Source organism: Rhodococcus sp. MALMAid1271 (assembly GCF_049195265.1).
GTDB lineage: Bacteria > Actinomycetota > Actinomycetes > Mycobacteriales > Mycobacteriaceae > Rhodococcoides.
This window is the reverse complement of sequence record NZ_JBMIRQ010000065.1, coordinates 77,430-100,666: the sequence shown is the minus strand read 5'-3', so window position 1 is coordinate 100,666 and position 23,237 is coordinate 77,430. Positions and strand designations below refer to the sequence as shown.

Annotated in this window: 24 protein-coding genes; 16 read left to right on the top strand and 8 right to left on the bottom strand. The window is 65.5% G+C overall.

Annotated elements, in window-relative coordinates; translation table 11 throughout:
• Positions 1 to 262: carboxyl transferase domain-containing protein (locus ACOQFP_RS08605; RefSeq protein ID WP_421584026.1), on the bottom strand; the 262-nt coding region annotated here is incomplete at its 3' end.
• A gap of 95 nt (positions 263 to 357) precedes the next feature.
• Here ACOQFP_RS08605 and ACOQFP_RS08600 point away from each other — a divergent pair.
• Genes ACOQFP_RS08600 through ACOQFP_RS08585 form a run of 4 tightly spaced genes read left to right on the top strand, consistent with a single transcriptional unit; the run spans position 358 to position 3,885 of the window.
• Positions 358 to 1,194, top strand: a complete 837-nt coding sequence (locus ACOQFP_RS08600) for a biotin--[acetyl-CoA-carboxylase] ligase (protein WP_341245189.1) — start codon at positions 358 to 360, stop codon at positions 1,192 to 1,194.
• Between the two features lie 45 nt (positions 1,195 to 1,239).
• Entirely contained in the window at positions 1,240 to 1,839 is a 600-nt protein-coding gene (locus tag ACOQFP_RS08595; RefSeq protein ID WP_206489811.1) for a PH domain-containing protein, read from the top strand.
• A gap of 39 nt (positions 1,840 to 1,878) precedes the next feature.
• Positions 1,879 to 2,559, top strand: a complete 681-nt coding sequence (locus tag ACOQFP_RS08590) for a response regulator transcription factor (protein WP_206489812.1) — start codon at positions 1,879 to 1,881, stop codon at positions 2,557 to 2,559.
• 6 nt (positions 2,560 to 2,565) lie between these two features.
• The gene (locus ACOQFP_RS08585) at positions 2,566 to 3,885 is read left to right on the top strand and encodes a sensor histidine kinase (protein WP_206489813.1); all 1,320 of its coding nucleotides are present in this window, start codon (positions 2,566 to 2,568) and stop codon (positions 3,883 to 3,885) included.
• A 4-nt stretch (positions 3,886 to 3,889) separates the two neighbouring features.
• Here the strand turns inward: ACOQFP_RS08585 and ACOQFP_RS08580 are convergent, their stop codons facing one another.
• Entirely contained in the window at positions 3,890 to 4,441 is a 552-nt protein-coding gene (locus ACOQFP_RS08580) for a GtrA family protein (protein WP_421584025.1), read from the bottom strand.
• A 146-nt stretch (positions 4,442 to 4,587) separates the two neighbouring features.
• On the opposite strand from ACOQFP_RS08580, the gene ACOQFP_RS08575 reads away from it, so the two are divergent.
• The 3 genes from ACOQFP_RS08575 (at position 4,588) to ACOQFP_RS08565 (ending at position 6,834) form a co-directional block, all read left to right on the top strand.
• Positions 4,588 to 5,841, top strand: a complete 1,254-nt coding sequence (locus ACOQFP_RS08575) for a 5-(carboxyamino)imidazole ribonucleotide synthase (RefSeq protein WP_421584024.1) — start codon at positions 4,588 to 4,590, stop codon at positions 5,839 to 5,841.
• A gap of 133 nt (positions 5,842 to 5,974) precedes the next feature.
• Complete coding sequence (gene purE / locus ACOQFP_RS08570; protein WP_341243339.1) at positions 5,975 to 6,448, top strand: 5-(carboxyamino)imidazole ribonucleotide mutase; 474 nt, start codon at positions 5,975 to 5,977, stop codon at positions 6,446 to 6,448.
• A complete protein-coding gene (locus ACOQFP_RS08565) occupies positions 6,445 to 6,834 on the top strand; it encodes a hypothetical protein (RefSeq protein ID WP_206489816.1) in 390 nt (129 codons plus the stop codon). Before purE ends, ACOQFP_RS08565 begins: the two co-directional genes overlap by 4 nt.
• A 10-nt stretch (positions 6,835 to 6,844) precedes the next feature.
• Here ACOQFP_RS08565 and ACOQFP_RS08560 read toward each other — a convergent pair whose 3' ends face one another.
• Positions 6,845 to 7,561, bottom strand: a complete 717-nt coding sequence (locus ACOQFP_RS08560; protein WP_206489817.1) for a TIGR03089 family protein — start codon at positions 7,559 to 7,561, stop codon at positions 6,845 to 6,847.
• A 137-nt stretch (positions 7,562 to 7,698) separates the two neighbouring features.
• Positions 7,699 to 9,135 carry an LCP family protein gene (locus ACOQFP_RS08555; RefSeq protein WP_421584023.1) on the bottom strand — a complete coding sequence of 479 codons (1,437 nt, stop codon included), beginning with the start codon at positions 9,133 to 9,135 and terminating at the stop codon, positions 7,699 to 7,701.
• A gap of 443 nt (positions 9,136 to 9,578) precedes the next feature.
• On the opposite strand from ACOQFP_RS08555, the gene rfbD reads away from it, so the two are divergent.
• Genes rfbD through ACOQFP_RS08540 form a run of 3 tightly spaced genes read left to right on the top strand, consistent with a single transcriptional unit; the run spans position 9,579 to position 12,463 of the window.
• Positions 9,579 to 10,433: a dTDP-4-dehydrorhamnose reductase gene (rfbD, locus tag ACOQFP_RS08550; RefSeq protein WP_421584022.1), complete on the top strand. Its 855-nt coding sequence runs from the start codon at positions 9,579 to 9,581 to the stop codon at positions 10,431 to 10,433.
• A 34-nt stretch (positions 10,434 to 10,467) separates the two neighbouring features.
• The gene (locus ACOQFP_RS08545; RefSeq protein ID WP_206489820.1) at positions 10,468 to 11,379 is read left to right on the top strand and encodes a glycosyltransferase family 2 protein; all 912 of its coding nucleotides are present in this window, start codon (positions 10,468 to 10,470) and stop codon (positions 11,377 to 11,379) included.
• Positions 11,369 to 12,463 (top strand): NDP-sugar synthase, encoded by a 1,095-nt coding sequence (locus tag ACOQFP_RS08540; RefSeq protein ID WP_341243305.1) that lies wholly within the window; start codon positions 11,369 to 11,371, stop codon positions 12,461 to 12,463. The genes ACOQFP_RS08545 and ACOQFP_RS08540 overlap by 11 nt, the downstream gene beginning before the upstream one ends.
• Positions 12,464 to 12,515: 52 nt before the next feature.
• On the opposite strand, the gene ACOQFP_RS08535 is transcribed toward ACOQFP_RS08540, so the two are convergent.
• Genes ACOQFP_RS08535 through cofD form a run of 3 tightly spaced genes read right to left on the bottom strand, consistent with a single transcriptional unit; the run spans position 12,516 to position 15,452 of the window.
• The gene (locus ACOQFP_RS08535) at positions 12,516 to 13,067 is read right to left on the bottom strand and encodes an NUDIX hydrolase (RefSeq protein WP_421584021.1); all 552 of its coding nucleotides are present in this window, start codon (positions 13,065 to 13,067) and stop codon (positions 12,516 to 12,518) included.
• Positions 13,068 to 13,071: 4 nt separating this feature from the next.
• The gene (locus ACOQFP_RS08530) at positions 13,072 to 14,439 is read right to left on the bottom strand and encodes a coenzyme F420-0:L-glutamate ligase (protein WP_341243340.1); all 1,368 of its coding nucleotides are present in this window, start codon (positions 14,437 to 14,439) and stop codon (positions 13,072 to 13,074) included.
• A 23-nt stretch (positions 14,440 to 14,462) separates the two neighbouring features.
• Positions 14,463 to 15,452: a 2-phospho-L-lactate transferase gene (gene cofD / locus ACOQFP_RS08525; protein ID WP_206489823.1), complete on the bottom strand. Its 990-nt coding sequence runs from the start codon at positions 15,450 to 15,452 to the stop codon at positions 14,463 to 14,465.
• A 714-nt stretch (positions 15,453 to 16,166) separates the two neighbouring features.
• Here cofD and ACOQFP_RS08520 point away from each other — a divergent pair.
• A complete protein-coding gene (locus tag ACOQFP_RS08520) occupies positions 16,167 to 16,400 on the top strand; it encodes a WhiB family transcriptional regulator (RefSeq protein WP_027496498.1) in 234 nt (77 codons plus the stop codon).
• Between the two features lie 42 nt (positions 16,401 to 16,442).
• On the opposite strand, the gene ACOQFP_RS08515 is transcribed toward ACOQFP_RS08520, so the two are convergent.
• A complete protein-coding gene (locus ACOQFP_RS08515) occupies positions 16,443 to 16,928 on the bottom strand; it encodes a metallopeptidase family protein (protein WP_421584020.1) in 486 nt (161 codons plus the stop codon).
• A 72-nt stretch (positions 16,929 to 17,000) separates the two neighbouring features.
• Here ACOQFP_RS08515 and ACOQFP_RS08510 point away from each other — a divergent pair, with 72 nt between their 5' ends.
• The 5 genes from ACOQFP_RS08510 (at position 17,001) to ACOQFP_RS08490 (ending at position 23,081) form a co-directional block, all read left to right on the top strand.
• Positions 17,001 to 17,411, top strand: a complete 411-nt coding sequence (locus tag ACOQFP_RS08510; RefSeq protein WP_206489825.1) for a DUF3499 domain-containing protein — start codon at positions 17,001 to 17,003, stop codon at positions 17,409 to 17,411.
• A gap of 183 nt (positions 17,412 to 17,594) precedes the next feature.
• Positions 17,595 to 18,977, top strand: coding sequence for a phosphomannomutase/phosphoglucomutase (locus ACOQFP_RS08505; RefSeq protein WP_421584019.1), 1,383 nt, complete (start codon positions 17,595 to 17,597; stop codon positions 18,975 to 18,977).
• Positions 18,978 to 19,047: 70 nt separating this feature from the next.
• Positions 19,048 to 20,190: a tobH protein gene (locus tag ACOQFP_RS08500; protein WP_421584018.1), complete on the top strand. Its 1,143-nt coding sequence runs from the start codon at positions 19,048 to 19,050 to the stop codon at positions 20,188 to 20,190.
• On the top strand, positions 20,190 to 21,419 hold the full coding sequence (gene manA / locus ACOQFP_RS08495; RefSeq protein ID WP_421584017.1) for a mannose-6-phosphate isomerase, class I: 1,230 nt from the start codon (positions 20,190 to 20,192) through the stop codon (positions 21,417 to 21,419). The genes ACOQFP_RS08500 and manA overlap by 1 nt, the downstream gene beginning before the upstream one ends.
• Before the next feature lie 144 nt (positions 21,420 to 21,563).
• Positions 21,564 to 23,081 carry an amino acid permease gene (locus tag ACOQFP_RS08490; RefSeq protein WP_421584016.1) on the top strand — a complete coding sequence of 506 codons (1,518 nt, stop codon included), beginning with the start codon at positions 21,564 to 21,566 and terminating at the stop codon, positions 23,079 to 23,081.
• The last annotated feature ends 156 nt before the right edge of the window (positions 23,082 to 23,237 follow it).

Here is a 23,237-nt window from a genome sequence, read left to right as displayed (position 1 = left end):
GGTTCTCACCCAACCCGAAATTCACCGAACGATGCCGAGCCAACGCATCGAGCTCGACGAACGACCCCTCGTCGAGCAACGCCGTGATCCGCTCCCGCGCCGTCAACTTGCCCTTCGCGTGGACCCTGTCCACCGCCGCCTGACCCGATGGAACCTCCGCCACCGTCAGACGTTTACGAAGATCAGCCAACTTACCCGCAGTGGTATGAATATCGGGGGTTTCGGCCGACCCATGTGCAGTGGAATCCTGGACGCTGGTCATGGGGCAACACTTTAACTGCGAGCGTGATCTGCGACCCGACCGAGGGTGGTTCGCCGAGGACATCGGATCGTCACCGAGCCCATATGCTGTCTCGCATGTGGACAAATCTCGATCGCCCGCCACTGGATGTCCGTGCCCTTCGCCGGGCACTGGTGGACGGACCGCAGGCATCGTGGTCTCGGGTGGATGTGATCGCCGAAACCGGTTCGACCAACGCCGACCTCGTCGAAGGGGTCGCGAACTACGCGGACCGGACAGCCCTGATCGCCGAATACCAGGACAGTGGACGCGGGCGGCATTCGAGATCGTTCTCGGGGGCGCCTCGCTCGCAGATCCTCCTGTCGATGCTGCTGAAGTTCCCCGGCATCGATCCTGCGGTGCTCGGATGGCTACCGCTGATGACCGGAGTTGCCCTCGTCGACGCGTTGCGCACCGTCGCCGAGGTCGATGCCCGACTCAAATGGCCCAACGACGTCCTCATCGGAGGGAAGAAGGTCTCGGGCATCCTCGCCGAGGTCGCGGCCCACGGACCGTCCCCGACGGTCGTCATCGGGCTCGGGGTCAACGTCTCGATGACGGCCGAGGAATTGCCGGTTGCCACCGCCACGTCGCTCGCAGTGGAAAAGGCCGCTGTTCTCGATCGCGACACTCTGGTGCGCGCGATTCTGCGCGGGGTGGCCGCCGAAGTGGATTCCTGGCGTGACTCGAACTGGGGGACCGATGCGCTCGCCCGCAGGTATAGAGAGCGGTGCGGCACCATCGGACAACGCGTCCGTGTCGACCTCCCCGGTGGCGAGGAGAAGTTCGGTACCGCCACCGACGTCGACGAACACGGCAGAATCGTCATCGAGATGGAGCAGACCGGTTCGGCTCGACCGTCCGTACTTGCGGTCGCGGCAGGCGACGTCACGCATCTGCGACCCGTCTCGTAAGACCCTCACCTCGACCGATGCCGTAGCGAACAGTCAGGAGTGCTCGTGGGTTACCCACAGGATGCGTTGGCAGACGAGGAAGAGCTGCTGCTTCATCATCACCCGCACTGGAAAATGCTGATCCTTCCGTCGATCACGTTCGTGCTCGTCACAGGAATCGCTGGTGTAGCACTCGGCGCTGCGAGTGCGAGACTCGAATCCACCGCCGCGAACGTGGCCATGATCGCCGTAGCGGTGGTGTGGGCGGCGCTGGTGGGATGGCGGTGCCTGGTTCCACTGATCAGTTGGAAGTGCACCCACTTCATCGTCACCGACAGGCGAGTACTGATCCGTCAGGGCGTGATCACCCACTCCGGCATCGACATTCCGATGAGCAGAATCAGCAACGTCCAGTTTCGCCACGGCTTGCTCGATCGAATGCTGGGTACGGGAACGCTCATCATCGCCTCCGCGTCGGACGATCCACTCGAATTCGACGACATTCCGCGCGTTCAGCGCGTCCACTCTCTGCTCTACCAGCAAGTCTTCGACTCGATGGAGTACCGCCGCCAATCCATGCACGGCGGCGAGGCCCCCTTCGAGCCGTCGCCCGAGGATTCGGCCGCCGAGCCCAAGCCCGGTTGGCGAGCCGGAAAACGCAGGTAACACAGGCTGTTCTCACTTTCGAACCGTAGGGTGTCCGATGTGACCGATGTGCTGCTTGCAGAAGACGACGAAGCTATCGCTGCGCCCTTGTCCCGCGCTCTCGGGCGCGAGGGGTACACGGTGACCGTCGAACAGACCGGCCCTGCCGCCTTGCAACGCGCCCTCGACGGGAAGTTCGATCTGCTGATCCTCGATCTGGGACTTCCCGGAATGGACGGCCTCGAGGTGTGTCGGCAGGTACGGGCCAACCGATCCGAGGTGGCGGTCCTCATGCTCACCGCACGAACCGACGAGGTCGACTTCGTGGTGGGCCTCGATGCCGGAGCGGACGACTACGTCGGCAAACCCTTCCGACTCGCCGAGCTCATGGCCCGCGTTCGTGCCCTGCTCCGACGTCGCGGTGCCGGAGAGGACTCCCCGATCGAGGTCGGTGCCATCCGCCTCGAACCGGCCGCGCGACGCGTACTCGTCGGCGGCACCGAGATCTCACTCGCGAACAAAGAGTACGAGCTGCTCAAGGTCCTACTCGACCACGCAGGTCAGGTCGTCTCCCGTGAAGTGATCCTGCGTGAGGTCTGGGGCGATGCAGAGCTGCGCGGATCGAAGACACTGGACATGCACATGTCCTGGTTGCGACGCAAGATCGGGGACGAAGGTCCTGTTGCCGAGCGTCGAATAGCAACGGTGCGCGGCGTCGGTTTCCGCATCAACAGCGACTAGCAGTCCATGCGACGTCGAATTCTGGTCTCGATACTGGCCGTCGTCGTCATGACGGCGTTGTTGCTCGGTATCCCTCTGATGTACACCGCGTGGTTGTGGGTCGAGGACTTCACCCGCAACGACTTGCAAGCACGCCTGGACCGCATGGCAGCGGAGATCATCTCCCAGGAGGGCTCGGCGGGTCTGATCGAGGGTCAGCTCGACATCGGCTCGCTCAGGCTGGCGATTCCGCAGGGCGGCCGGCTGGTGGTCATCTACCCGACTCCGGCCGACGCCGCGTCGCGCGCAGACATCGGCGAGGCATTCGTGGATCGACCGCTCGTGGAATCGCTGTCGATGGGTACCTCCGGCTCACTGCGACTCGATGTCCCGTCCGACGAGATGCGGTCCCTCCAGCGCCAAGCACTCGGCGCGGTGACACTCGTCGTGCTCGCATCGGCGCTTGCAGGCACAGTCGTCGCCGTCCTGACGGCAAAACGACTGGCAGATCCGCTGCAGGATGTGGCCCGTCGCGCCGCGCGACTGGCGGAGGGTGACTTCCGGCCTGATGCCCGGCGGCACGGCATCGCCGAACTCGACCGCGTCTCGGAGGTGCTCGACTCGGCCACCGTCGAGATCGCAGGCCGACTCCAACGAGAACACACGCTGGTCGCCGACGTCTCGCACCAACTCCGAAGCCGACTGACTGCAGTGCGGCTGCGGCTCGACGAGATTTCCACCCACCCGGACCCGGCGGTGGTGGACGAGGCGAACGAGGCGATGGACCAAGTCGACCGGCTGACCCTCGCCATCGACGAACTCGTTCGTTCCTCCCGCAGCGACGGCGCCGCCGATGCGCACGAGGTATCGGTCATCGAGGAACTGACCGCAACAGTCGTCGAATGGCGGCGGAACTTCGAGGATGCAGGCCGCAACCTGGTACTCAAGGGAGACGCCGAACTCACCGCGTCGGTGACGGGCTCCCGGCTGCGAGAAGCCGTGTCGGTCTTGGTCGACAATTCTCTGGTACACGGCGACGGCGGCTGCACCGTGTCGGTGCGAGCGGTGTCCGGTGGCGAAAGCCCCGACCCTCGGCGTGAGCGACTGGTCTGTGTCGAGGTCACCGACGAGGGCCCCGGAGTGAGCAACGAGCTGGCCCCGCACATCTTCGACCGAGGATTCTCCGGCGCAGGCTCCACCGGCGTCGGACTCGCACTCGCGCGGGCACTGATCGAAGCCGATGGCGGACGGCTGGAACTACAGCGCCGTCGGCCCGCCCTGTTCTCGGTCTTTCTACCCGCCTCGCGTGAGCACACACCTACCGTGCCCCGCCGAGAGCCGAGGTGACCGGTCAGGGCTGATCGACGGCCTCTGACGTGTCCCCGGTTCGCTCGGCGTCGACCTCGAGGATCGTGCGCGCGTTCTCCTCGGGGAACGCGAAGCGCCGCAGCGCCCAGAACCGGAACGCCATCTGCAGGAGATTGCCGATGATGTAGTTGAGAACGAAGTCGATGATCACCACCATCGTCAACGACTCACTGGTGTCGCGAATGTCGAAGATGTTGTTCGCGATCCAGAGCGGACCAGCCGCGATGAGCACTCCGACACCGCTGATGACGAAGAAAAGCAGCGCCTCGTGGTGCCGTTCTCGTCCGCCCCGATGCTTGAACGCCCACTCACGATTGAGGAAGTAGCTCAACAAAGTCGCGGAAACGCCCGAGATGATCTTGGCGATCACCGGCTTCTGCTCGAGCACCGTCAAGCTCAGGGAATAAAAGATCACAAGGTCGAAAACCATTGTCGTGCCGCCCACGATGGCGAACTTGATCAGCTCGCTGTGACGAACCGCAAGGTCCCGGACGGGCTTGGGTAAGCGTCGAAGCACGCTCTCGATCGTCGGCACAACGGAGAAGTCTACGAAACACAGCCCCGATCCGACGAACCGACGCACGGATCATCAGGGTTTCCACAGGTCCCCGGCAGGTCGACGTTCTCGCGGAGGGCTGCCGGTTCGGACGGACCGCACACGACGTGACACCATGGTGAGCCGTGACAGGTATCGAACCGCGCCCCAACGCCGCGCGCCCGTCGTCGACCGGAATGCCCGTGGTGACGATGATCGGCGGCGGTCAGCTCGCCCGAATGACCCATCAGTCCGCCATCGAGCTCGGTCAGACGCTCCGAGTGCTGGCGGCAGGTGCAGACGAGCCCGCGGCTCGAGTCAGTCCCGATGTCGTCTTCGGTTCCCACGACGATCTCGATGCCTTGCGCACCGCCGCGACCGGTTCCAATGCGGTCACCTTCGATCACGAGCACGTGCCGACCGAGCACCTCGAGGCTCTCGTCGCCGAGGGCGTCAACGTGCAGCCGCCGCCGAGCGCCCTGATCTTCGCGCAGGACAAACTGCGCATGCGCCGCAAACTGGCAGAACTGGGTGCGCCAGGACCCGCCTACGCGGAGGTGTCGAGCGCGCAGGACGCCATCGCCTTCGGAGACGAGCACGGGTGGCCCGTCGTCCTCAAAGCAATCCGCGGCGGATACGACGGACGCGGAGTGTGGATGCCCGCCGACGCGGAGGAAGCCGAGCGCATCGTCACGGCCCAACTCGACCTGGGTGTACCCCTCATGGTGGAAGAGAAGGTCGCCATGCGCCGCGAGCTGTCGGCCATGGTCGCACGATCGCCGTTCGGCCAAGGTGCTGCCTGGCCCGTCGTACAGACGGTGCAGCGCAACGGTCAGTGCGCCGTCGTCCTGGCACCCGCCCCCGATCTCGACGAGGACGTCGCCACATCCGCCGGCCGACTGGCCCTCGACATCGCAGGCGCGCTGGGAGTAGTAGGAGATCTGGCGGTGGAACTGTTCGAGACCACCTCCGGCACGCTTCTCGTGAACGAGCTCGCCATGCGCCCCCACAACTCCGGGCATTGGACCATGGACGGGTGCCGTACCTCGCAGTTCGAGCAACACCTCCGAGCGGTGTTGGACTACCCACTCGGTGACACCGATCCACTGGCCCCACTGACCGTGATGGCCAACATTCTGGGCGCACCCGAGGCACCCCGGATGACCATGGACGAGCGGCTTCATCACCTCTTCGCGCGCATGCCCGACGCGAAGGTGCACCTGTACGGCAAAGGTGAGCGCAAAGACCGCAAAATCGGGCACGTGAACATCCTCGGCTCACCGTCCGGTTCCCTCGCCGATCCGGAGTACGTGGCCTCGGTGCGGGAGCGGGCCGAGCGCGCAGCGCACTGGATGTCGCACGCCGAATGGACCGACGGATGGGATCCGCACGATGACTGACCACCCCGCCACCGATTCCGCACCGCAGGGTCTTTCCGCGGGCTCCACTCCTGCATCCGAGGGTCGTTCCGCGGGCTCCACTCCTGTATCCGAGGGTCGTTCCGCGGGCTCCACTCCTGCAGTGGGCCTGATCATGGGCAGCGACTCCGACTGGCCGACCATGGAAGCCGCCGCAGAAGCATTGGCCGAGTTCGGAATTCGATTCGAGGTGGGCGTGGTGTCCGCCCATCGCACACCGCAGCGGATGCTCGACTACGCCCGCGACGCCGCGAGCCGTGGAATCCGCGTGATCATCGCCGGTGCCGGGGGAGCGGCACACCTGCCCGGCATGGTTGCCTCGGCGACGCCTTTGCCGGTGATCGGTGTACCAGTACCGCTGAAATACCTCGACGGCATGGACTCGCTGCTCTCGATCGTCCAGATGCCGGCAGGGGTTCCGGTAGCGACGGTCTCCATAGGCGGTGCCCGCAACGCAGGACTGCTCGCAGTACGGATACTGGGTGCCTCCGATCCGGCTCTGCAAGAACGAATGTCGGCATTTCAGGCCTCGCTCGAGGCCATGGTGCTGGAGAAAGACAGAGCTCTGCGCACGACGCTGCTGGGATGAGCAACGCGACGTCGCGGCGCGAGCAGATTCGATTAGCAGGTCGAGGCCGGTGGCAGTCCGTTGCGGTGACGACGCTGGCGTTGCGGTACGCCCGCTTGTGGGGCGGAACAGCGCACTTCGACCACGAGTTCTCGATCTTCGTGTGCACCGGACTGCGCGGCGGATTCGGACGGGGCGGAACCACGTTCGGAGGCGCGTATCTGACCAAGGACAACACCGGCCGCCGAGTGATACGGCACGAAGCCGTGCACGCAGACCAATGGGCCCGGTTCGGGCTGAGCTTCCCGTTCCGGTACCTCGCCGAGGAAGTTCGCCACCGAGGACCGGCAAACAAGTACGAAATCGAGGCCGGACTCGCGGACGGCGGCTACCGAACGGGCACGTGAAGGCGGCCGTTCAAGACAGGACCGTGGTGACCTTCTCGGTATCGGCGCGTCGATCGTTCTTTCCCTCGTCGGCATTGGCCACCTGAACCAACGAGGCGCCCGCGACGAGAACCGAGAGCAGGCCGTCGATCAGCTCCTCGGCAGTGCTCCACGACGCACTCGACATCACCCGGTCGGCAGCAGTCAACGAGCGGGCAGAGGCCCGCTCTCGCGCGGCCACGAGCACCTCGTCCACCGAACGACCGTCCAACGCCGCCGCTCCCGACCCGCTACCCGACACCCGAAACTGATCCCCGTGCACCCGCACCGAGGTTGCGTAGTCGGTCATTCCCACCGGCAGATCCGGCACGGCCTTGCCGAAAGCATCGAGCGAGAACGCCAGCACCTCGTCCACATCCGGTGCCTCGTCGAGTCGATCCGCAGGCACCATCGCGACGTCGGCCGAGTCCACGGCCCCCAGCACCACCTCGCCGCCTGCCCACCACACACCGAGCAGCGCCGCGGCGGTCTGCCAGTGCGCGGGCAACAACACACTGACCTTGCCGCCCGCCTCGAAGCCCAACTCGTCGCACAACAGATTCGCTGTCTTGGCTGCCCAGTTCGCGAGCGTCACCGCCGAGACCTCGACCCGCTCGCCGGAGGCGTCGTCGTAGAACGTGATACGCGGACCGGCAGGGTCAGCGGCAAGGACGGGGTCGAGCAAGGTCTGAGTCAGGTTCGAAGCCACACCCCGAACCCTAGATCACGGACCCCGCGCAGGCTGCACGCCTTCCACCGACGGTCGTTCCGCAGGCTCCACTCCTGCACCTGAGGGTCGTTCCGCAGGCTCCACTCCTGCACCATGAGGATGCGCCACACCGTCCGTCAGTTGACGCACATAGGCCCGGTGGAACCTGCGTCGATCGGAGCTGCGGGAGTCTCCGGAACTGCCGTACCGGCTTCGGGAGCAACGGTTTCTGCCGTCGCCGCCTGCCCCGAACCCGGGCCGGCGTAGTCGTCGGCGAGCACCACCTGCACCGTGTCTGCAGGCAGCGAAGAATCGGTGACGATCTGCAGTCCGCCGAGCGCAGCCGAGACCGCGCGAGCAGCATCACTGTCGACATCGGCCGCCTGGATTCGGCTCGCGGAGATCGACGTGCCCTCGTAGTTTCCGATGGTGCCTCCGACGTATCCCAACTGCGTCAACGCACCGGCGACACCGTTGGCGAGCCCGTCGATTCCGCTGTCGTTCGCCACGTCGACGGTGACCGTCGACGGGTCGATCTCGGGCGCATCGGAACCCTCGGAATTGTTCTGCGCCGAGTTGCCGTCGTCGAGCAGACCTTCGACGTACTTCTTCACCGCGGCCGGGTCGACCTGGACGATCGATTCGCCGTAGTCGGTCGTGGCGTTGATGTCGACCGCCGGGATGGTCTCGAACTTGACCTTGCCGCCCGCGAGATCCTGTAGCCGAGTGGCGAATTGCAGAATGTCCCAATCGGAATCGAGTGTCACCGAACGCTGCACCGCAGTACTGAGCTGGGCCAGCTTTCCCGGATTGCTCAACGTCTTGGCGCTCAACACGTTCCGCACCAGCGAGGCCATGAACACCTGTTGACGCACGATGCGGTCGAGGTCGCCGCGGGGCAGATCGTGCCGTTGTCGAACGAAACTCAAGGCCTGGGAACCGGAGAGCTTCTGCACCCCTGCCGGGAAATTTGCACCCGAGAGCGGCTCGTCCACAGGATTGTTCAGACATACCTCGACGCCGCCGACAGCATCGGTCAACAGGACGAAGCCGAGCAGGCCCACCTCCGCGTAGTGGTCGACGGTGATCCCGGTCAGATTCGCGACCGAATCGATGAGTGCCTCGCGCCCGGCCTCGGTTGCCTGTACCTCCGCATCGGCGTCCGAGACGCCCTGCTCCACCAGCTCGAGCCGCTTGGTCTCCTTGGTCGCGCCGTAGGCGGCATTGATCTTGGACATGCCGATTCCGGGCACCTCCACGTACGAATCGCGAGGGATGGAAATGGCGGTGGCCGACGAACCGTCGTTCGGGACCCGAATCAGCACGATCGTGTCGGTGTTCGACGCCACCTCTTCACCGGCATTGAGCGAGGCGAGTTCCTCCGGGGACAGTGCATTGCCGTGGGCATCGGTCCGACTGTCGGTGCCGACCATCAGAATGTCGACCGCACCGTCTGCGGCACCGCCGAGGCCGAGACCGCCCGCAGTGGCGATGTTGGATCTGAGACTGTCTACGCTGCGCCATGCGAAGCCGGTCACCAGTAAAACCAGTACCGACAGCACTGCAACGGCCACATGGGTAGCCGGCCATCGGCGGCCGCCGGCGGCAAGGCCGGGTTCGCCGTGAGATCGGGGCGGTTCGACGCCGACGCGGCGATCGTGCTGTCGCGGCGCGCGCGGTCGGTCGGCGGGTTCGTCTCGGTTGCGGCGAGTACGTTCTCGCGCCCGGGGTTTCCCGTGCGAATCCTCGGCAGTTCTGTAGCGATGCGCCGCACGATCGTCTGGACGTCCCGTGGCGCGCGGCTCGGGACCGACTGGTTTCCGGTGGGTGCGCCGCCTGGGCGGGGGAGTGTGCTCACCGCCGGGCGTGCCTGGATCTCGTGGCACCGTGACGACCCTCTCTCGTTACCGGCCGGTCCGATCACCCGCCTGCTTCGTTCTCCCCCTGCTGTTCGAAGGTTACTGGTCACCGGTCACTGCCTCGCCCAACCGAACACGGCGTGCCACACTTGGCAACCGTGAACGCGATCGTGGTGACCGGAGCACATGGCCAGTTGGGCCGCCGAGTGGTGGCTCTTGCCGCCGGCCGAGGAGACGGCACCGAGGTACGCGCATATTCGTCCGCCGACCTGGACGTAACCGATCCCGACGCAGTCGCTGCCGTGGTGAGCGCAGGGGCGACGGTGATCAATTGCGCCGCGTACACCGCAGTGGACGCCGCTGAGACAGACGAGGCCAGAGCCCTGGCCGTCAATGCGGACGGCCCGCGAAATCTCGCTCGCGCCTGCGGGCGTGTCGGTGGCAGGTTGATCCACGTCTCCACCGATTATGTGTTCGACGGCACAGCGACCGAACCCTACGAGGTGGACGCCGACACCGCCCCGAAGTCGGCGTACGGTCGCACCAAGCTGGCCGGCGAACTCGCCGTACGCGAGGAGCTGCCCGAGGCCGTCGTCGTACGCACTGCCTGGGTGTACGACAACACCGGCAAGAACTTCGTGACCACCATGCGCAGGCTCGAAGGCGAGCGGGAGACGATTTCGGTGGTCAATGATCAGATCGGCTCACCCACCTTTGCCCACGACCTGGCGTCGGGCCTACTCGCGATCGAAACCCGGCCTTCGGTGGTCGGTCGCACCGTGCACTACACCAATGCCGGGCAAGCCAGCTGGTTCGAGCTCGCGCGCGCGGTGTTCGCACGCATCGGGGCCGATCCCGAGCGGGTACGTCCGTGTTCGAGCGCAGAGTACGTCGCGGCGGCTCCTCGTCCGGCGTATTCGGTGCTCTCGTCCAGGGCGTGGCTCGATGCCGGGTTGCCGCCTTCCCGGCCGTGGTCGGACGCGCTGACGGCGGCGTTGGCGCAGTCGAGATGAGGGTGTCGACCACGCTCGGGCTAGTCTTGCCCGCGTGAGTTCCGAGCTGGCCGTGGTGACGGTGACCTATTCGCCCGGCGAATACCTGGATCAATTCCTGACGTCTCTTCGTGAGGCGACAACACGTCCCTGCCGGGTGATCATGGCCGACAACGGCTCGGTCGACGGCACACCGGAGGCGGCCGAGGCCGCGTTCGACGAGGCAGAGTTGCTGCGGACCGGCGCGAACATCGGATACGGCGCAGCGGTCAATCGTGCGGTCGCGGCCATCGATCCCTCGGTCGAGTTCGTCGTCGTCGCCAATCCCGACGTACGGTGGCACCCCGGTTCTCTCGACGGTCTGCTCGACGCTGCGGCCCGGTGGCCGCGCGCGGGCTCGCTCGGACCACTCATCCGCGAACCCGACGGCTCCCGATACCCATCGGCCCGGTCGGTGCCCGATCTCACCTCGGGCGCGGGCCACGCGGTGCTCGGCAAGCTCTGGCCGAAGAATCCGTGGACTCAGCGCTACCGCCAGGAGAACGAGTCGGTGAGCGAGCGTCCGGTGGGGTGGCTGTCCGGGTCATGCCTGTTGCTGCGGCGCTCGGCGTTCGATTCTATCGGCGGGTTCGACTCTCGATACTTCATGTACATGGAGGACGTGGACCTGGGCGACCGGCTCGGCCGTGCGGGCTGGCACAACGTCTATGTTCCCGGCGTCGAGGTGACGCACTCGAAAGGCCATGCAGCAGGACGGCATCCGGAAGTGATGTTGCCCGCACATCACACCAGTGCGTACCGCTTCCAGGCCGACCGGCACGCGAAAGCGTGGCAAGCTCCCCTACGATTGGCCTTGCGTATAGGTCTCGGCCTTCGATCGAAGATCGTTGTGAGATCTGCGCTTCGGGCCCGAAAAGTTGACGGACGAGTCACCGACGAGAGAACAGAGGCTGGACATGGTGGATAGTTCCTCATCGGTCGCCGCGCGCACCGATGCAGTTATCCTGGTCGGCGGCAAAGGAACTCGGCTCAGGCCGCTGACACTCTCGGCCCCCAAGCCGATGCTTCCCACTGCGGGCCTGCCCTTCCTGACCCACTTGCTGGCACGCATCAGGGCTGCCGGAATTTCGCACGTCGTCCTCGGCACGTCCTTCAAGGCCGAAGTGTTCGAGCAGCATTTCGGAGACGGCTCCGCGCTCGGCATCGACATCGAATACGTCACCGAGACCGAGCCGATGGGTACCGGCGGAGGGATCAGGAACGTTCTCCCGCGCCTGCGTGCGGACAATGTCATGGTCTTCAACGGCGATGTGCTGGGCGGTACGGATCTGACAGCGGTATTGGAAACACACCGAACCACTGAAGCCGACGTCACGTTGCATCTGGTTCGCGTGGGTGACCCACGAGCGTTCGGCTGTGTGCCGACCGACGAATCCGGCCGAGTGACAGCATTTCTGGAGAAGACCCAGGATCCGCCGACCGATCAGATCAACGCCGGATGCTACGTCTTCAAGCGTGAGATCATCGAGTCCATCGCCTCCGATCGACCGGTGTCGGTGGAGCGAGAGGTGTTTCCCGCCTTGCTCGCCGAAGGCAAGAAGCTCTACGGGCACGTGGACAGCGCGTACTGGCGCGACATGGGCACCCCGGAGGACTTCGTCAAGGGCTCGGCCGATCTGGTGCGCGGCATCGCGCCCTCGCCTGCGCTGGACGGAGATCGCGGCGAATCGTTGGTGCACCCCAGCGCCGGAGTGGCACCGGGGGCGCTGCTGATCGGCGGAACCGTCATCGGTCGCGGTGCCGAGATCGGTGCCGGAGCCCGCCTCGACGGTGCCGTCGTGTTCGACGGCGCGGTCGTCGAGGCAGGAGCGGTCGTCGAGCGATCGATCCTCGGCTTCGGTGCCCGTATCGGGCCCCGTGCTCTGGTGCGCGATGCGGTGATCGGCGACGGCGCAGACATCGGAGCCCGATGTGAGTTGCTTCGCGGTGCGCGGGTGTGGCCAGGGGTGAAACTGCCCGACGGCGGAGTGCGCTTCTCCACCGACGTCTGAACTCCGGCCGAACCGGGCCACTGCATAACCCAGGCGGCGGATCCGGTTCGGGCTAGCGGCGTTGCGCGGCGAGCGAGACGAGGTGATCGATCGTCTCGTGTTCGGCGGTGTCCGGAAGTGCGTCGACCGGCCACCACCGCAGATCCGTCGATTCCTCACTGCGCACAGCTCGGGCACCGTCTCGGGCGCGCACCAGAAACCGCAAATCGAGATGACGCGTCGGGGTGCCGAGCGAACACGTGATCGGGTGCGTGTGCGCGGAGAGCAGTACCGGGTCGATGGTCAGATCTGCGATCCCGGATTCTTCTGTCGCCTCACGCATCGCGGCGTCGACGATCGTGTCGTCGGTCGGTTCGCAGTGGCCGCCGAGTTGAATCCACCGACCGACCTTCGGATGCAACGTCAGCAGCACGTGGGTGCCGGATCGGTCGAGCACCAGTGAGGAGGCCGTGAAGTGGCCGGCCGCGTTGGCGCGCAGGCACGCGTCCGGGTTGCTGTCGAGGAAGGCCAGCATGGTGTGGCGAAGCGATTCGTCCGCCGAGCCCTGTGGTCGCCAGCCGTCGAGCGCAGCGGCTACCGAACGCCGCAGTGTGAACGCGGACATGGCCTCAGAGCTCCAGTAGCGAGGACCCGGGCACTACCGGATCCCGCACGGTCAGGCTCTCGTCCGGATGCCCGATTGCGATGGCACCCATGGCTTTCCAGTCTGCGCGCAGTCCGAGTTCGGCGCGAACCGTATCGGCGGCGAAGATGGTCGAGCCGATCCAGCAGCTGCCGAGATCTCGAACCGCGAGCGCGACGAGCAATCCCTGGACGGCAGCACCGACAGCCACGGTGAACATCGTGTCTTCGGCGGCCCGACGCCTCTCGTCGGGGTAGGTGTGCGCGCCGTCGGGCACACAGAACGGAATCACGACTTCCGGTGCGTCGAACAGGATGTCGCCGCGGCTCAGTCTCGCGGCGATCCGATCCTCACCGAGCCCGTCGTTCGTGAGATCGGCCCGCCACTGCTCGCGCATCGTGTTCAGCAATCGGCGGCGCAGCGCTGGCGTCCTGACCCAGACGAACCGAACCGGACGAGTGTGGTGCGGGGCAGGGGCGGTGAGCGCATCGGCCACGGCAGCCCGGATCGACTCGGGATCGACGGCGTCCGAGGTGAACGAGCGTACCGACCGTCGTAGGAGCAGCGCCTCGCGTCGTCCACGATCGAGAGCCTCGGCGGTGCCGAGCCAGAACAGGTCTTCCTCGCCGCCGCGCAGCAGCGCCTTCGCGGTGGAGCCGTCGTCGACCGGAGACAATCCGCGGACGACGGCGATCGGGACGCCGCCCAGTTTGCCCTTGACCAGATCGCCTGCGGCAGCGAGCTCGTCGGCGATGGCGACCTCGGTGACGACGAGCTCGTTGCCCTGACCGTCTTCGGCACCGGCATAGGCGTGGAGGACCGGCAGGCCTGCGGATCCGATGGCGGCATCGATCTGCCCGATCCGCCACGCGCGCCCCATGGTGTCGGTGACGACGACGGCAACCGTCACCCCCAACAGTTCTCGGAGAGCCGAGCGGAGGTTCGCGGCGCTGGCGTCGGGACGTTCGGGTAGCAGCGCAAGTTCTCCGCCGTCGACATTCGAGCCGTCGATTCCGGACGCGGCCTGCACGATGCCGAGTCGGTTCTCGGTGATGAGGGTCCGGCCCTTGCGAGCAACGATGCGCACGGCCTCCTGGTCCACCAGCACTCTGCGGGCGGCGTCTCGCTCGTCCACATCGCGCGGTGCCTCGATCAGGCGACCCTCTACCTTCGAGAGGATCTTGCTGGTGACGATCAGGATGTCGCCATCGCGCAGCCACGACGCGCGCTCGGCGATCGCCGAAGCCAGGTCGTCGCCCGGTCTGAATTCGGGGAGCCCGGTCACCGGCAGGATTTCGATGGAACCGCCAGGAGCGTGATCGACCGGGACGCGATCGCTGGGAGCGGGCAGCATCGAATCGGGTTCGCGAGGATCGGTCACAGGTCGAGTCCTGCCGCCTGTAGCGCGGTGCGTGCCATCACCGCGGTGGTCTCCGGGTCGGTCATCAGCAGGGGAACGGACTGTACATCCACTCCCTCGACGAGGGCAGTGTCCGTCGTGTGCACCAGCCAGGCATCGAGAATGCCGGTGCCGCTTCGGCTTCCGTAGTGGCGGCCGACGGCCTGCGCCGTGGTCTCGACACCGATGACCGACAGGCACTCGTCTGCCATGCCGCGCAACGGCTTACCGTCGATCACGGGGGAGAGGCCGACGACCTTGGCCGCCGTCGTGCGCAGCGCCCCGCGGATTCCGGGTACTGCGAGGATTGCACCGACGCTCACCACCGGATTGGACGGCGCGAGGATCACGGCATCGGCTTCGGCGATCGCCTCCACGACTCCCGGTGCGGGAGTTGCCTGTTCGGCACCGATGTTGGCGAAGCTGTGCGTTGGAATCTGTGCGCGATATCGAACCCACCACTCCTGGAAATGGATTGCGCGCTGTGTCTCACCGCTCGGGTCCTCCGGATCGGTAACCACGACGTGGGTCTCCGAACGATCGTCGGTGACGGGCAGCAGGCGGACGCCGGGCTGCCATCGGTTGCACAAGGCTTCGGTAACGGCCGACAGAGGAAAACCGGTACGCAGCATCCGACTGCGGATCAGATGCGTGGCGATGTCACGGTCTCCGAGGCCGAACCAGTCCGGATCGGCACCGTAGGCCGCCAACTCCTCCCGCGCGTTCCATGTCTCCCCGACGTGGCCCCAGCCGCGCTCGGGGTCGATACCGCCCCCGAGGGTGTACATACACGTGTCGAGATCCGGGCAGATGCGCAGGCCGTGCATCCACACGTCGTCGCCGACGTTGACCACGGCGGTGATCTCGTGCGTGGGATCACCGTCGGACGAGGAAGTGCCGAGCAGGGTTTTCAGACCTTGCAAGAAGCGGGCTCCACCGACGCCGCCGACCAGAACAGTAACTTTCACAACTGACGAGCCTAATAGGGTTGCGACGATGGTCGGCCAGCGCCTACCGGGACCGTTCCGGCGGCCCGTGTACGAGGTCGAGAACCGTCGCGACACGCGCGGGACAGGCTCCGATCCGGGGAGACAGCCGATTTCGGGCATGTGATGGTATTGGATTTGTTCGATCGGCTTGACCGCGACACACCTGGCCGTGTCTAATCACAGGTATGTCATTCAGGGTTCGCAGTACGAGTTCGATTGCAGCGAACCTGGTTTCGAACACTCGTTCCCTCCGTCTTCGCCCCTGAGTGGACGTCGAGTAGAGGTCGAGGGTTGGACGGGCGTGCTGTGCTTGCCCGGACATGGTAGCTCGATCGAATACCGGCGCGGGGCAAGGTATTCGAGCACGGAATGACCGAAAGTATCTGCGCTAGCACAGGTGAGGAGGCGGAAGCGATGTATGACGAGCACGTGACACGTGATCAGCGGGGCGGTCCCACTGCACACCTCAGCGCTGTCGACGACGCGCCGCAAACCGAGTCCGACAACGGCGCAGATTCGAGCGTCACGTTCGACGCGGGGTCTGCGTACGTAGCCCGAAACAACAACGACGCCGAGGCCGATGCAGTCGAGTTCGAGGTCGAATCGGATTCGGATGCCGACTCGATGCCGTTCGTTGCCGAATCGGTTCCGCCGTCCAAGCCCTTCCTCAGTCTCGTCGCGGGATTCGACGAGATGTTCGAGGAAATCGAGGATCAGTGGCAGGAGCGTGCGTTGTGCGCGCAGACCGATCCCGAAGCCTTCTTCCCGGAAAAAGGCGGTTCCACCCGTGAGGCCAAGCGAATCTGCTTGGGCTGTGAGGTCAAGGACGAGTGCCTCGAGTATGCGCTCGCGAACGACGAGCGGTTCGGTATCTGGGGTGGACTGTCCGAGCGCGAGCGTCGTCGGCTCAAGCGCGGCATCGGCTGAGCGGCGGGGTTCGATTCACCGCTCGGTAGACGACACCGGGCATCACTGTTCGGCGCTGGCGGGATCGATCTCGTCCGGATCTATCCCCAGATAAGTCGCAACCTGTTCGACGAGAACCTCGAACAGTAGATCCTCGAGATCTTCCGGGTGCTTGGCACGTCGTTCGAGGGGACGGCGAAAGAGCACCACCCTGGCGCGTGTCGTCTCCCCGCGCTTGTCTATTCCGGCCGGCACCAATCGCGACAGTGGAACCGGTCCCTCCGCCACCACCTCGGGTGGCCACGTCACCGACTCCGGGTCGAGCGCTCTGATCTTGGGCACTTCGTCGACGGCGATGTCGAGCTTCGAGAGCTTCTCGTGCCACCTGTGGTCGATACGCGCAAACGCCTCGAGGACCAGTCGATCGAATTTCTCCGCTCGTGAGCGCCTGGCCGGGATGTCCTCGGGCAGTACCGGTCCGCGGATGCCACGGCCGTGGCGTGTCACCGACCGAGAGTTGATCCTGCGTGCGGAGGAGAATCGGGGCATGGTGGGAGGTTATCGCGCTCGCGCGGTGTGTCGGTCGTTCGGTCGGTTGCACCTACCGGATAGTCTGCACACGTGAGATCACTGCGTGGCTGCTGCAGGCCTGGTTGCAACCGTTCTGCCGTTGCAACGCTCACATATGTCTACTCGGACTCCACTGCGGTCGTCGGCCCGCTCGCCACTGTGGACGAGCCGCATTCCTGGGATCTGTGCGAGATTCACGCGTCGACGACCACCGCGCCGAAGGGGTGGGAGCTGGTCCGGTACGAGGGTGGTTACTCGACATCGACGCCCGACGAGGACGATCTGACCGCACTCGCGGAGGCCGTGCGTGAGGCCGGTCGTGGCGATCGCATGCGCTCCGAGGACCGTGAGAGCACCGACCACTCGGGCTCGCGCGCGCCCGAGAGCGAACGTCGATCGGCTCCTGCTGTTCGGACGGGCAGGCGCGGCCATCTTCGAGTTCTCCCCGACCCCACGTCCTGATGCGCACCGACGCCGTGTGCGCCGGTCCGACTGGCCGGTACGACCGCTGTCTGGCAAAGTTTTCGCTCAGGACCTGAACGGACCGTGGCAGTTGCCGATGTCGGTGTGGTTCGCACCGTTCCCCACCCCACTCGACGACGCTGCTGTGCGGCGTCGTCAGAACGATCACCAGGAGACTTTTTCGTGGCCCGAACCGTAGAGTCCGTGAACGCAGTCATCAAGGCCTATGACGTCCGTGGCGTGGTCGACGAGCAGATCGACGCGGAGTTCGTGCGAGACGTCGGTGCATCGTTCGCCCGCTTGGTTCGAGACGAGGCAGGGGCTGCGCAGTCGGTCGTGATCGGTCACGACATGCGTGATTCTTCGCCCACGTTGGCCCGCGCATTCGCGGACGGGGTCACCGCCCAGGGACTGGACGTGATCCACATCGGTCTGGCATCGACCGACCAGTTGTACTTCGCCTCGGGCCTGCTCGAATGCCCGGGGGCAATGTTCACCGCCAGTCACAATCCAGCGAAATACAACGGCATCAAGCTCTGCCGTTCGGGGGCGAAGCCGGTGGGACAGGACACCGGACTGGCCACGGTGAAGGCAGAGTTGGTCGATGGAGTTCCGGAGTTCGACGGTCCGGCAGGGACGGCACGCACACGGGACGTGCTGGGCGAATACGCCCAGTTCCTCCGAGACCTGGTCGACCTGTCGGGAATTCGTTCCATGAAGATCGCGGTCGATGCAGGCAACGGGATGGGCGGACACACCGTTCCTGCGGTCTTCGGGCCGCTGCCGGTGACGATCGAGCCGTTGTTCTTCGAGCTCGACGGCAGCTTTCCCAATCACGAGGCCAACCCACTCGATCCGGCGAACCTGGTGGATCTGCAACGCTTCGTCGTCGAGACCGGTGCCGAGATCGGCCTCGCCTTCGACGGCGACGCGGACCGATGCTTCGTCGTCGACGAGAAGGGCGACCCGATATCGCCCTCTGCAGTGACCTGCCTGGTGGCCGAACGTGAACTGGCCAAGGAGCCGGGTGCGGTGATCATCCACAATCTGATCACCTCGCGCGCAGTGCCGGAGCTGGTCACCGAGCTCGGTGGTACGCCGATCCGCACCCGAGTGGGGCACTCGTTCATCAAGCAGCAAATGGCAGACACCGGTGCGGTATTCGGTGGCGAGCACTCTGCTCACTACTACTTCCGTGATTTCTGGGGTGCAGACTCGGGCATGCTTGCCGCCCTTCACGTCCTCGCTGCGTTCGGCGCGCAGGATCGTCCGCTCTCGGAGATGATGTCGGCATACGAGACCTACAGCGCGTCGGGAGAGATCAACTCGACCGTCGACGACGCCGCCGCGCGTACCGAGGCCGTGCTCACGGAGTTCGCCGATCGCACTGTCGGCATCGACCGTCTCGACGGAGTCACCGTCGATCTCGGCGACGGTGCCTGGTTCAACCTGCGGGCTTCCAACACCGAGCCGTTGCTGCGGCTCAACGTGGAAGCGCGAACGAGCAAGGACGTGGACGCACTTTCGACCGAGATATTGAGCATCGTTCGCGCCGGACTGGAATAGTGGTCACCACGGGTTGGTGAGTGGGCAATCAAGAGGTTTCTCGTCGGGACCGAGAGGAGGTGTCGCAGCCATGACGGCAGTGTCGTCTCCGGTCGATCTCGACGATGCCGGTGCACTCATCGAGGCCGACCGCGAGGGCGCGTTACGTAGCGCCGCGTTGGCGGGGGCCCAGGTTCGGGCAGTTGCCACAGCGGTCGACGAAGGGGTACTCGGCCGGTTGGTCGATCTGCGTCCCAGGAGCGTGGTCATCGTGACCGGGGACGGTCGCAGCAGTCGCGCAGCGTCGCTTCTCGTCGCGGCGCTCGGCGATCGACTCGGGGTTCCGCTCGTGCGGAGCACTGGAAGTCCGCCGTGGATCGGGCCGTTGGACGTGGTGGTGGTCGCGGGCGACGACGCCGGCGATCCGCGGTTGGCGCAGTCGGTGGACGCCGCGGCGCGCCGCGGAGCGGAGGTCGTCGTAGTGGCCCCGGAGGAAGGACCGCTGCGCGCCGTCCGGGGGCCGCGAGTGATGTGGTTGCCGCCGCGCATAGCAGTTCGCGACCACAACACCCTGCTGCGTTATCTGGCTGCGTTCGTGGCAGTACTCGGTGCGGTCGCGGGCGGATCATGGAAAACGCTGCTGCCCAACCTGTCTCGTCTGGCGGATCTCCTCGACGCCGAGGCAGTTCGCAACAGCCCCTCCAACGAGGTGTTCCACAACCCGGCCAAGTCTCTCGCCAGCAGTGTCAACGGTCGCCGGGTGGTGTTGACCGGAAGCAGTCCGGCCGCCGTCGAGGTCGCTCGCCATGGCAGTGAGGTGTTGCTGCGCGTCGCGGGAGCGGTGGTCGGTGCCGGGGAACTCGGTGACGTCATCGCCGCATCGGTTCGCGCGTCGATTGCCGAATCTTCCAGTTCGGCATCGACATTCGACTCGTTCTTCCACGACGAGCAACTCGACGGCCCACCCCCTCCGCTGCCGATGCGTGTCATCGTCGTCGCCACGGACGTCGACCGCGCGATGACCGAACGTCGAATAGCCGGCGTGCCGGAATCGGAACTGATGCTCACCGACGCCGGCGAGGCATTGTTCGATGGCGACCCGGCGAGGTCCGATTTCGAGATCGCCGTCTCGACACCGGATCCGGCTACACTCTCGGTGCTCGACACGATGTCCGTGTTGGCGACGCGGTTGGACTCCACTGCCGCGTATCTGCAGTTGATGGGCGGTAACTAGTGCAGCTCTTGCGAGGCGCTGTTCGGTCCTACGCATGGGGCTCGCGAACCGCGCTGGCCCGGATTCAGGGTCGGCCGGTACCCTCCGATCACCCCGAGGCGGAGATCTGGCTCGGGGCGCATCCGGCCGATTCTGCGCACGTGCTTCACGACAGTGGCAGCACGCCGCTGCTCACAGTGATCGACGGAGACCCCGGAGCGCAGCTCGGGCATTCCGCGCAGCACTATGAGTCACGGTTGCCGTACTTGCTGAAATTGCTTGCCGCAGAAGAGCCGCTGTCCTTGCAGGCCCACCCGAGCAGCACACAGGCCCGTGAAGGTTTCGCGCGCGAGAACGCCGCGGGTGTTCCCATCGATTCCCCGGTACGCAATTACCGCGATCCCAATCACAAGCCCGAACTCATCGTGGCATTGAGCGAGTTCGAGGCTCTGGCCGGTTTTCGCAGACCCACGGAGACGGTCGAGTTGCTCGATGCGTTGGCTGTTCCCGCACTCGCCGGGTATCGCTCCCTGTTGGCCGCACAGCCGGACGCGTCCGGGTTGCGCACGGTGTTCACCTCGTGGATCACGCTGCCCGGGCAGTCGCTGGACGAGATTCTTCCGGCCGTGGCCCAGGGGTGTATCGATTACCTTTCGGGTCCGGCGCGGAAAGACGGTGGACGATTCGCCGCCGAGGCGAGGACCCTGCTCGAGCTCGGCGAGTCCTACCCCGGTGACGCCGGGGTGCTCGCGGCCCTGTTGCTCAACCGGGTCACCCTTGCTCCGGGTCAGGGCCTGTACCTCGATGCGGGAAACCTGCACGCGTATCTGCGCGGTACGGGCGTGGAGATCATGGCGAACTCCGACAACGTGCTGCGCGGGGGACTGACGCCCAAACACGTTGATGTCCCGGAACTGTTGCGTGTCCTGGATTTCGAGCCCGCCGACATCTCGGCCATCACCGCGGGCGATGACGATCGGCCGACGTACCGCTATCCCACCCCTGCCCCCGAATTCGCGCTGAGCCGGACCGAGCTAGCAGCGGGGGAGAGCGTCGCCATCTCCGGATCCGGTCCCAGGATCCTGCTGTGCACCAGCGGAACCGTGGTCGCGAGTACCGGAGGCGCTCAGTTGGGGCTGACGGTGCCGCAGGGCAGTTCGGCGTGGATACCGGCTGCAGACGAATGTGTCACGGTCACCGCCGATTCGGGTGGCGCAGAGGTGTTCGTGGCCTCGGTGGGCGGCAGTTGAATCGTCGTCGGTAGAGCGGCGCAGCGTGGCCGTGCTGGAAGTGATCCGACGGTAGGCCCGATGGCAATAGTCTGATGGCACAGTGAATTCTGCGACGGGTGATCGGTGCTCCGTCGACGGAGGCGAGTGGGATACGGAGATCCGATGAGCAGAGCAGACCGGTCGGCGAAAGCCCCGCGCACGACGGGGTGGTTCCGGACCAAATCGATCGAGCAGTCGATCGAGGACACCGACGAACCAGAGACCAAACTTCGCCGAGAACTCGGCTCATGGGACCTGACCGTGTTCGGCGTCGCGGTGGCCGTCGGTGCCGGCATCTTCACTCTGACGGCTCGAACGGCGGGCAACGTTGCGGGCCCGGCGGTGTCGTTGGCGTTCGTACTGGCAGCGATCGCCTGCGGCCTCGCTGCGCTGTGTTATGCAGAGTTCGCGTCGACGGTTCCGGTCGCCGGAAGCGCGTACACGTTCTCGTACGCGGCGTTCGGTGAATTCGTCGCCTGGATCATCGGGTGGGATCTGATCCTCGAGTTCGGCCTCGCGGCTGCCGTCGTCGCGAAGGCGTGGTCGCTCTACCTCGGGGACCTGCTCGGTACGGCCGCCCCCGTGCTCGAGATCGGCTCGGTGAACTTCGACTGGGGTGCACTGCTGATCGTGGTGGTACTGACGGTGCTCATCGCATCGGGGACCAAACTGTCGTCGCGGGTGTCGTTGGTCATCACCGCGGTGAAGGTGATCGTGGTTCTCTTCGTCGTCGTGGTCGGTGCCTTCTACATCAAGGTCGCCAACTACGACCCGTACATTCCGCCGTCGCAGCCCGGTTCCACGGGAGAAGGTCTGCATCAGTCCTTGCTGTCTTTCGTCACCGGTGCAGGCAGCAGTACGTTCGGCTGGTACGGCCTGTTGGCTGCGGCGTCGCTGGTGTTCTTCGCGTTCATCGGCTTCGATGTCGTCGCCACGACCGCCGAGGAAACTCGGGAGCCGCAGAAGGCGCTTCCGCGTGGAATTCTCGGTTCGCTCGCGATCGTGACGGTGCTCTACGTTGCTGTCACGTTGGTGTTGACGGGAATGGTCAACTACACCGATCTGTCAGGCGACAGTTCCACGCTGGCGACGGCGTTCGAGTTGAACGGGCTCACGTGGGCCAAGAACATCATCTCGTTCGGCGCGCTCGCGGGTCTGACGACCGTGGTGATGGTGTTGATGTTGGGGCAGACGCGGGTCCTTTTCGCGATGTCTCGCGACGGGCTGATGCCGCGGGCGCTGGCTCATACCGGAACGAAAGGTACGCCGGTTCGGACGACGATCGTGGTGGGCGTCGTCGTCGGCCTCCTCGCGGCCTTCGTGCCACTGGGCACACTCGAAGAGATGGTCAATATCGGAACGCTGTTCGCGTTCGTGCTGGTGTCGGCGGGTGTCCTCGTACTGCGTAAGACCAGGCCCGATCTCCAGCGTGGGTTCCGGGTGCCGTGGGTCCCGCTGGTACCGATCCTGGCGGTCCTGGCGTGCCTGTGGTTGATGCTGAATCTGTCGGTCGAGACGTGGTTGCGTTTCGCGGTGTGGATGGTGGTAGGCGTCCTCGTCTACGCCTTGTACGGCAGGCGTCACTCGGTGATGGGATTACGTGAGGCCGAGAGGACCCGCACCGGGCAGCCAGGCACGTGAGCGATCGGACATCGTCCGCGGCCGACCGGTGCCGCGGCGAATTCGGTCGTGTGTGAGACCCGACCGCTGGACTGTTATACCCTCGAAAACAGACTTCGCGGACTTGATAAGTCGATGAGAGGGTGTTGCAACAGTGAGTGTGGACGGCCGAATCGC

What these genes read in the sequence shown, in the direction of transcription:
- ACOQFP_RS08600 (WP_341245189.1), top strand. Translation starts at nt 358, where the DNA reads ATGTGGACAAATCTCGATCGCCCGCCACTGGATGTCCGTGCCCTTCGC.
- ACOQFP_RS08585 (WP_206489813.1), top strand. Translation starts at nt 2,566, where the DNA reads ATGCGACGTCGAATTCTGGTCTCGATACTGGCCGTCGTCGTCATGACG.
- purE (WP_341243339.1), top strand. Translation starts at nt 5,975, where the DNA reads ATGGGCAGCGACTCCGACTGGCCGACCATGGAAGCCGCCGCAGAAGCA.
- ACOQFP_RS08565 (WP_206489816.1), top strand. Translation starts at nt 6,445, where the DNA reads ATGAGCAACGCGACGTCGCGGCGCGAGCAGATTCGATTAGCAGGTCGA.
- ACOQFP_RS08540 (WP_341243305.1), top strand. Translation starts at nt 11,369, where the DNA reads ATGGTGGATAGTTCCTCATCGGTCGCCGCGCGCACCGATGCAGTTATC.
- ACOQFP_RS08535 (WP_421584021.1), bottom strand. Translation starts at nt 13,067, where the DNA reads ATGTCCGCGTTCACACTGCGGCGTTCGGTAGCCGCTGCGCTCGACGGC.
- ACOQFP_RS08530 (WP_341243340.1), bottom strand. Translation starts at nt 14,439, where the DNA reads ATGCTGCCCGCTCCCAGCGATCGCGTCCCGGTCGATCACGCTCCTGGC.
- ACOQFP_RS08520 (WP_027496498.1), top strand. Translation starts at nt 16,167, where the DNA reads ATGTTCGAGGAAATCGAGGATCAGTGGCAGGAGCGTGCGTTGTGCGCG.
- ACOQFP_RS08515 (WP_421584020.1), bottom strand. Translation starts at nt 16,928, where the DNA reads ATGCCCCGATTCTCCTCCGCACGCAGGATCAACTCTCGGTCGGTGACA.
- ACOQFP_RS08500 (WP_421584018.1), top strand. Translation starts at nt 19,048, where the DNA reads ATGACGGCAGTGTCGTCTCCGGTCGATCTCGACGATGCCGGTGCACTC.
- ACOQFP_RS08490 (WP_421584016.1), top strand. Translation starts at nt 21,564, where the DNA reads ATGAGCAGAGCAGACCGGTCGGCGAAAGCCCCGCGCACGACGGGGTGG.